Here is an 8,629-nt window from a genome sequence, read left to right as displayed (position 1 = left end):
GGCCTTGCCCGGCGCGCGTTTTTGCGTTGGACAGGGGACGTGGCAGCCGACGCACCCGATCCGCACAACCTGCAGCGCTTCATCGAAGCGCAGGCGTCGAGCTTTGCCGATGCGCTGGCGGAGCTGGAGGCGGGGCGGAAGCGGACCCACTGGATGTGGTTTGTCTTCCCGCAACTCGCGAGCCTCGGCCGCAGCGACACGGCGCGATTCTACGGCATCCGGTCCGCGGCCGAAGCACACGCCTATCTTGCCCATCCTTCGCTCGGCCCGCGATTGCGCCAATGTTGCTTGGCGCTGCTGAGGCACAAAGACCAAAGCGCCGAGGCCATCATGGGCGGCGTCGACGCGCTGAAGCTCAGATCGTCGATGACGCTGTTCGAAACGGTCGCAGACGATGCCGCGACGTTCGCGGCGGTGCTGGACGCCTTCTACACCGGCGCGCGCGACCCGCTGACGCTCGAACTGCTCGGACGGCCCGGAACGCCAATCGTTTCGTGAGCGTTCTGCTCCCGCCGGCCGCAATTCGCGCGGCTGTTCGGGAGAAAAGACATGCTTTGGACGATCGCCGTCATCCTGCTGGTCCTGTGGCTGCTTGGGTTCTTCGCGTTCCACATCGCCGGCGGGCTGATCCACATCCTGCTGGTGCTGGCGATCATCGTCGGGCTGATCCAGCTCTTCACCGGCCGCCGCGTCTAGCCCCGTCCAGGGCGGGGACTTAATCCCCGCCCTTCGGCCCGCGCGGCGTCAGCATGCCCGGCGCGATGAAGCCGATCGGCTGAAGCGCCAGCGCATCCTGCTTGATGTTCGCCGCGATCTGCTCGTAGTCGCGCTCCATCTCGGGCGTGACGGATGCACGCGTGTCCGCCAGCGCCTTTTCGAAATGCGCCATCGTGACACTTTCGTTGCCGAGCGATTCGCGCAGCGCGGACAGACCGGCGCGGCGCACCAGATCCTCCAGATCGGCGCCGGTGAAGCGCTCCGTGCGCTCTGCGATCAAGGCGAGATCGACATCGCCGGCCAGCGGCATCTTCTTCGTATGCACTTCCAGGATGCGCTGGCGTCCGGCCTGATCCGGCACCGCCACATAGATCAGCTCGTCAAACCGGCCGGGCCGCAGCAGCGCCGGATCGATCAGGTTCGGCCGGTTGGTCGCGCCGATGACGACGACCGATTGCAGCTCCTCCAGCCCGTCCATTTCGGCGAGGATCGTGTTCACGACCCGCTCCGTCACCTGCGGCTCACCGAGCCCGCCGCCGCGGGCCGGCACGAGGCTGTCGAGCTCGTCGAAGAAGATGACGGTCGGAGCGACCTGCCGGGCACGCGCGAACAGGCGAGCGATCTGCTGCTCGCTTTCGCCATACCATTTTGACAGCAGGTCCGACGATTTGGTGGCGATGAAATTCGCCTCCGCCTCGCGCGCGACCGCCTTCGCCAGCAGCGTCTTGCCGGTGCCCGGTGGACCATAGAGCAGGAACCCCTTGGCCGGACGGATGCCCAGGCGCCGGAACGCGTCGGGATTTTTGAGCGGCAGCTCGACGCCTTCCTGCAGTCGTTCGCGCGCTTCATCGAGCCCGCCGATATCCGCCCAGCGGACGTTCGGCTTCTGCACCATCACTTCGCGCATCGCCGATGGCTGGACGCGCTTTAGCGCCTCCAAAAAATCGTCGCGTGTGACCGATAACGTGTCGAGCACCTCGGGCGGGATCGTCCGCTCCTCCAGGTTCAGCCTGGGCATGATCCGCCGCACCGCCTCGATCGCCGCCTCGCGGGCAAGCGCCCCGAGGTCGGCGCCGACAAAGCCGTAGGTCGTGCGCGCCAGCTCATCGAGGTCAACGGCCGAATCGAGCGGCATGCCGCGGGTATGGATCCCCAGGATCTCGCGGCGCCCGCGCTCGTCCGGCACGCCGATCACGATTTCGCGGTCGAACCGGCCCGGCCGCCGCAGCGCTTCGTCGATCGCTTCCGGCCGGTTGGTCGCCGCGATCACGACCAGATTCGTGCGCGGCTCCAGCCCGTCCATCAGCGTCAGCAGCTGCGCGACCAGCCGCTTCTCCGCCTCGCCGGTGACCTGCCCGCGCTTGGGCGCGATCGAGTCGATCTCGTCGATGAAGATGATCGACGGCGCGTTCTGCGTCGCCTGCTCGAAAATCTCCCTCAGCGCCTTTTCGCTTTCGCCATAGGCGGAGCCCATGATCTCGGGCCCGTTGATCAGGAAGAATTCGGCATCGCTTTCGTTCGCGACCGCACGCGCCAGCCGCGTCTTGCCGGTTCCGGGCGGGCCGTGCAGCAGCACCCCCTTGGGCGGATCGACGCCCAGGCGCTGGAACAGCTCGGGATAGCGCAAAGGCAGCTCGACCATCTCGCGGAGCTGATCGATCGCCCCGGCGAGCCCGCCGATATCGTCGTAGGTGACGTCGGCGCGGCGGTTCTGCGGCTCCTCATATTCGGGGCGCAGCTCGACTTCGCTGTTTTCGTCGATATGCACCACGCCCTTCGGGCTCGACGACACGACGACGAGGCGGATTTCCTGCAGCGCATAGGCCGGCGCCGCGAGCATCTGCCGCAGCTGCGGCGGCATGTCGCCTTGCTGCACACGCTGCTGGCCGGCGGTCGCGACGACATCGCCCGCGGTCAGCGGGCGGCCGTAGAAGCTGCGCTTCAGCGCCTGGCTGCTCCCCTGCAGGCGAAGATTCTGCTGCGCCGGTGCGAACACGACGCGTGTCGCGGGCCGCGATTCGACCTTGCTCAGCTCGACGAAATCGCCCGAGCCGACGCCGGCATTGGCGCGCTGAAGCCCGTCGAGGCGGATGATCTCCAGCCCTTCGTCTTCGGAGTAGGGCAGCACCGCCCGCGCCGGCGTCGCCCGCTTGCCGGTAATCTCGACGACATCGCCTTCCTGGAGGCCGAGGGCGGTCATCAGCGCGCGCGGGATGCGCGCAAGCCCGCGGCCGCTGTCCTCCGGCCTTGCATTGGCGACCTGTACGCGCCGTATCTGTTCTTCGCTGTCCGCCATCCTCACCTCCGATTGGGGCGTTAACTAGGAGGCGGGTGCGATCGTTGCGAGGGCGGGCACAAAAAAATGGGCCGACCCCGAAGGGCCGGCCCTGAAAAGTTTATAGGAGAGGATGCCTGAAAGGCCCGCCCCATGTGCGGCGCAGCACGTTATGTTGCAAGTGCGAACAACAAAAAGGTTGTTGCACGAAACGCAATCGCTCTGCTCTAAGGCCGTTCAGGAGATGTGCGCGAATCAGACCCGTCAGAGGTTGCTGCAGCGCACAATGAGGAGCCCGATCGTTGCGTCGCTTGCCGCCACTGACTGCTGTCGAAGCCTTTGTGCAGGTCGCCCGGCTGGGCTCGATCAAGGCGGCGGCCGAGGAGCTGTCCCTGTCGTCGCCCGCACTCAGCCGCCGCATACAGGCGCTGGAGCGGTTTCTGGGGCGCGCCTTGTTCGACCGGGCGCCGGGGGCGATGCGGCCGAACGGCGACGGCGAGAAATTGCTCCAGGCGATCGCGCCCCATCTGCACGGCCTCAGCGCCGCGATCGAGGCGTTCACCACCGAAGGCACGGTGCTGCGCCTGCGCCTCGGCGTGCTGCCGCTTTTCGCATCGCAGCAGATATTCCCTCACATCGCGGAGCTGCGCGCTCTGCATCCGGAGCTGCACCTCGACGTCGATACCGGCGGCCACGCGCTGGCCCGGCTCGGCGACGGGCTCGACGCAGCGATCGTGCTGGCGCGCGACATCGATCCGGCGCTCTATGCCTTCAGGCTCGATCGCAATCGCGTGCTGGCGATCGGCGCGCGAAGCCTGACCAAAGGGCCTCGTGCGATCACCCGCCCGGCGGACCTCGCGCGGACGACCGTGTTCCTGCACCGCGACATGCCGGACACGTTCGATGCCTTCTGCCATGCGCTGGGCATCGACGGGCTGGAGCCGCTGGCGGTCGATCATTTCGATTCCGGCCAGCTGATGCTCGAGGCGGCGGCACAGGGCCTGGGCGTCGCCTTCATGCACGAAAGCCACTTCGTGAACGCGCGCGACGACCGGCTGGTGCGGCTGTTCGACGTCGAAGTCGACAGCCCCTACAGCTATTGGTTCACCTGCCGCCCGCGCGCGCTCGAGTTGCGGAGCGTGCAGCTCTTCCGCGGCTGGCTAACCGGCCTGTTCGGCACCGAAGGCGAACGCGCCGCCGCCTGAGCAGCGCCGCGCGTTAACCCTGATTGACTCCGTCGTATGGCGGGTGTGGACTGACATTCGGCTCCTTGCGAGTCGTTTCCGGGGGGTGGGGGTGCGGCCGCTTCGCCGCCGAATTGCTCCCCGAGAGAGAAGGGGTGACACATGAAAACGTGGAAGCTTGCCGCACTCGCGGCCGGCGCCGCTGCTGTCGTCTCGACATCGGCAGACGCCAAATCGGCCTCAGGCTCACGCAATGGCCTGACCTGGACAGCCCAAAGCAACATCGTCGGCCAGACATCGACGGGGACTGTCGCAAGTGGCGGCAATCCCATCTATCTGGCTCCCAACAACGCGGGCTATAGCGGCGTCGTTGGCCTGCTGATGACATATCAGGACGGCTCGCAATTCGTCTGCTCCGGTTCACTCATGAACAACCGCCAGTCGATCGTTACGGCCGGCCACTGCGTCAGCGACGGTGCCGCCAACGACGTCTTCGGCCACTCGAAAGGGCTGATCCGGACGCAAGCGATTTTCGTCGGGGACGCGGCGAATGCTGCCGACGCCACCTACTATACGATCGCAGGCGGGATGGCCGTGCCCAATGCCGGCACCGTCGCAATCGATATCAAGCGCATCGACGTGAACCAGAACTACACAGGCGAAGTGATCGACCAAAACGACATCGCCGTCCTCACCATGGCGGGCGTCGCGCCGACAAGCGCTCAATCTTATGACCTCTATACGACCAGCAGCCTGACCGGGGACAACTTCAACGTCGCGGGCTATGGCACGCGTTCGGTCGTCGGTGGCGCCGAGGGCACCACCGGCGCCGGCTCCGGGGCCGGCACCGGCCGCCGCCGGCAAGGCGACAACAGATATGATTTCGCCTGGGGCGACGCCGACTTCAACGGCTTCTTCCTGAGTCCGGACGCGAACGAGCCGGGGTGCGGGCCGAATTGGTTCTGCGGCACCGCCGATATCGAGTTCTCGTATATTTCCGACTTCGACAATGGCCTGCCGCAGAACGACACGGCCTGCCGCACAATCAACGCCTTGCTGGGCCTGAGCGGACCGAAATTCTGCAACACAGGTCTCGGCCCGCTTGAAGTCAGTATCGCCGGCGGCGATTCCGGCGGCCCCGCATTTATCGACGGCAAACTCGCCTCGGTGAATTCCTATGGCCTGACGTTCGGAACCGGTGTCGGCGATTTCAAGACCGGCCTCCAGTCCAGCTGGGGTGAGTTCAACGGCTTCGTGCCGACCTTCATCCACGAGGATTTCATCCAGGGCGCGATGGCTGCCGGCGTGCCGGAACCGGCAAGCTGGGCGATGATGATCGCCGGGTTTGCCATGGCAGGCTTCGCAACCCGCCGCGCACGCAAGGGAACGCCGATCCTAGCCTGAATCGCGATCAGGACCTCTCCAGGGCGGGCGGAGCCTGGCTCCGTCCGTCTTTCTTATCCTGGATCAGCAAGATTCCCTCTCGGCCGGTTCCTCTTCGATTGACTCGTTAACCGGCAAGGTATGCCCTTCGAAATTGACTCAACGCGAGTCGCTACAGGGGGTCGAGGGGGTGCGGCCAGCAAAGCCGACGAATCGCTCCCCTTTGTGGGAAGGGGAAAAGTCATGTCCAGAATGGGTATAGGCGTCCTCAGTGCGACGGTTGTCGCCCTGCTCTCCGGAACTGCTGCCTCGGCGCAGCAGATCAAACACGCCTGGTGGGAAACGAAGGGGGTTCAGGGGCCGACGCTCCAGATTCCGGGCGATATCACCGACGCCGGCACGCGGCTGACGCCGCAACTGAACGGACCGCTCGGGCCGCAGGTCTTCATCGGGTTCGAAGGCAGCACGCAGTTCGACAACGCGCTGCTCGCGCGCAACTTCATTCCGCCCGACACGATGGGAACGGTCGGCCAGAGCCAATATGTCGTGACGACCAACGGTTCCTACAGCGTCTATGACAAGTCGACGGGCAACCGGCTGGGCATCATGTCCGACACCGCCTTCTGGGCGGCTGCCGGCCAGACGGGTGCGAACGGCGACACGCGCATCATGTATAATGCGGATGCGCACCGCTACATCATGGTCGCGTTCGGCGCGAACACCAAGGACCTGCAGATCGCAGTCTCCGATACCGACAACGCGCTCGGCACCTGGAAATCGACCAAGTTCACGGGCTTTGCCGGCTTCGGCTTCGGCGCCACCGCCGACTATCCGACGCTCGCCCTCGACAAGAACGCGGTCTATATCGGCACCAACAACTTCGCGCCGATCCAGCAGGGCGGTTCGAACAGCTTCCGTGGCACGACGCTCAACGTCATCCCATTGAACAGCCTGTTCAACGCCGGCGCGCCGACGACGGCGGGCATGAAGCAGTTCACGACGCCCTATAATCCGGGCGGCGGACAGGTTGAGGATCGCGGCTTTGCGATCCAGGGCGTGAACAGCAACGATGCCGGGTCGACGGGCAAGGTGATGGCCGCGTCGCTCTTCTTCTACGATTCGATGCGATACGACGTGAACGGTCTCAACCCGAATTCGGCGCTCGGCGCGACCGAAGGCGCGGTGACCTATATCGGCGAGAACCCGTTCCAGACCCAGGGCCCGGCGCGCCAGCCGGCCGATATCGCTGCCAATCGCAGGATCATCGATGCGCTCGATGAGCGGATCAGCAGCAGCGTCTATGAGTCGAACGGCAAGATCTACATGCTGCATACGGTCGACTCGTTGCTCGACGCGCAGGATGAAGCGCGGCTGCGGCTGGTGGTGCTCGATTCAGCGACCAATGCCATCATCGACCAGATGGACATCGGATCGGCCGGACACGATTATTACCAGGGCTCGATTGCAGTGAACGACCAGGGCGAAGTCGTGGTCGGCTACAACCGCTCCGCCCTCGGCCCCGACGGCAAGATCGCGTTCCTGGCGCGCGTGTACAAGACCGACCCGAGCGGCCACCTGTATCAGGCCAGCGGCGAGCTGATGCTGAAGGAAAGCCTGACCAACGACTACCACAATGGCAGCCTCTACGGTCAGCCGGCCGCGGGCCGGCAGCGCTGGGGCGATTACAGCCAGGTCTCGGTCGACCCCGACGATCCCAGCAAATTCTGGCTGATCGGCGAGTTCGCCCGCGAATATAATCTGGCCGAATTCGGCCATCCCGGCGGCACCGGCGGATCGCGCTGGAGCACCTGGATCGCGGGCATCAACGCCGCCGCCGTTCCGGAACCGGCGACCTGGGCAATGATGGTGCTGGGCTTCGGCTTTGTCGGCTTCGGCATGCGCCGGACCCGCAACGTCACCGTCAGCTACGCCTGATCGAGACCGCACGACCTGCATGGGGCGGGGCTTCGGCTCCGCCCTTTTTTTTCAGTAGCAGCGGATCAGCTTGGCGCGCTTCCCCCTCAGCAGCGTCAGCTGCTGCGGCGCGCCATCGGCAGGGCGGATGGTCAGGCGCAGCGTGTCGCCATCGAGCTTGCCCTCGAACGCGGCAGCTCCACCATCCGGCGCGTCGGCCGGCTGCGGTCCAGGCTTGTGAGCCTCGTAACGGCCCCTGGTACTGAAGCGGCCGTTCGCGTCGATCTTCACGGGTGCGAAGCTGCCGCTTGCGCAGTCCTGTTCCAGCCGGGCGCCGTCTGCGCCGATGCTGAGGTTCGTACCGCGCGCGCCCCATTGGCCCGTCAGTCCGGGCCCGGCGCTCCCCGTCATCGCGACCGCGGCGCCGACCAGCACGGCAATGCGGGTGCGTTCCACATGGCTCTCCCTCGCCACCCATTCTAAAGCAGCCGGGGCGGTGCGCGAAGGCCAAACACCTTGCCGCCGATCCGGCCGCTCCCCAAATCGCGTGTTGCAGAAATGCAACATCCGACTATGCAGGACTGAAGAGAGTAACAGGAACAGCGATGGCCGCCGATCCCTATTCCGTGCTGGGCGTGGCTCGCGGCGCGAGCGAAGCCGATATCAAGAAGGCGTATCGCAAGCTCGCCAAGGAGCTGCACCCCGACCGCAACAAGGACAATCCCAAGGCGGCCGAGCGGTTCTCGCAGGTGACATCGGCCTATGACCTGCTGACCGACAAGGACAAGCGCGCCCAGTTCGACCGCGGCGAGATCGACGCCGACGGCAATCCGACCGCGCCGTTCGGCTTCGGCGCCGGGCGCGGAGCGGGCGGCACCTACCGATCGGGCGGCGGCACCTCGGGCTTCGATTTCGACACCGAGGCATCCGATTTCGGCGACATTTTCGAGGGGCTGTTCGGCCGTTCGGGCAGCGGCGGCTTCACCTCCGGCTTCGGGCGCCGGTCGGCGCCGCCGCCGCGTGGCGCCGACACCGCCTATCGGCTGCGCGTGCCGTTCGAGGATGCGGCGAGCCTGAAGACGCAGCGGATCACGCTTGCCGACGGCAAGACGATCGATCTGAAGCTGCGGGCCGGAACCGAGACCGGAACCCAGAT

At 65.9% G+C, this 8,629-nt stretch carries 7 protein-coding genes and 1 pseudogene; 6 read left to right on the top strand and 2 right to left on the bottom strand.

Annotation, left to right across the window (positions count from 1 at the left end; genetic code table 11):
* The first annotated feature begins 39 nt into the window (after nucleotides 1–39).
* Together VFT73_RS06155 and VFT73_RS06150 are read left to right on the top strand one after the other, a co-directional pair.
* Nucleotides 40–498: a DUF1810 domain-containing protein gene (locus VFT73_RS06155; protein ID WP_326409284.1), complete on the top strand. Its 459-nt coding sequence runs from the start codon at nucleotides 40–42 to the stop codon at nucleotides 496–498.
* Between the two features lie 51 nt (nucleotides 499–549).
* Complete coding sequence (locus VFT73_RS06150) at nucleotides 550–696, top strand: lmo0937 family membrane protein (protein WP_157026592.1); 147 nt, start codon at nucleotides 550–552, stop codon at nucleotides 694–696.
* A gap of 19 nt (nucleotides 697–715) precedes the next feature.
* Here the strand turns inward: VFT73_RS06150 and VFT73_RS06145 are convergent, their stop codons facing one another.
* On the bottom strand, nucleotides 716–3,013 hold the full coding sequence (locus VFT73_RS06145) for a CDC48 family AAA ATPase (protein ID WP_326409283.1): 2,298 nt from the start codon (nucleotides 3,011–3,013) through the stop codon (nucleotides 716–718).
* A 281-nt stretch (nucleotides 3,014–3,294) separates the two neighbouring features.
* Between VFT73_RS06145 and VFT73_RS06140 the strand changes: the two genes are divergently transcribed.
* The 3 genes and pseudogenes from VFT73_RS06140 to VFT73_RS15290 all read left to right on the top strand — a co-directional run.
* A complete protein-coding gene (locus VFT73_RS06140; RefSeq protein WP_326409282.1) occupies nucleotides 3,295–4,197 on the top strand; it encodes a LysR substrate-binding domain-containing protein in 903 nt (300 codons plus the stop codon).
* Nucleotides 4,198–4,338: 141 nt separating this feature from the next.
* Complete coding sequence (locus VFT73_RS06135; protein ID WP_326409281.1) at nucleotides 4,339–5,580, top strand: PEPxxWA-CTERM sorting domain-containing protein; 1,242 nt, start codon at nucleotides 4,339–4,341, stop codon at nucleotides 5,578–5,580.
* Between the two features lie 1,806 nt (nucleotides 5,581–7,386).
* A pseudogene (locus VFT73_RS15290) lies at nucleotides 7,387–7,494 on the top strand (PEPxxWA-CTERM sorting domain-containing protein); the annotation flags it as partial.
* A gap of 51 nt (nucleotides 7,495–7,545) precedes the next feature.
* Here VFT73_RS15290 and VFT73_RS06125 read toward each other — a convergent pair.
* Entirely contained in the window at nucleotides 7,546–7,929 is a 384-nt protein-coding gene (locus tag VFT73_RS06125) for a hypothetical protein (protein ID WP_326409279.1), read from the bottom strand.
* A 149-nt stretch (nucleotides 7,930–8,078) separates the two neighbouring features.
* Between VFT73_RS06125 and VFT73_RS06120 the strand changes: the two genes are divergently transcribed.
* The coding region (locus VFT73_RS06120) for a DnaJ domain-containing protein (protein WP_326409278.1) at nucleotides 8,079–8,629 on the top strand (551 nt) is incomplete at its 3' end.

Origin of the sequence: Sphingomonas sp. (assembly GCF_035758555.1) — a bacterium.
In the GTDB taxonomy this organism is placed as follows: Bacteria; Pseudomonadota; Alphaproteobacteria; order Sphingomonadales; family Sphingomonadaceae; genus Sphingomonas_B.
Note: the sequence above shows the minus strand (reverse complement) of the source record. Positions and strands in the feature narration are given on the sequence as shown.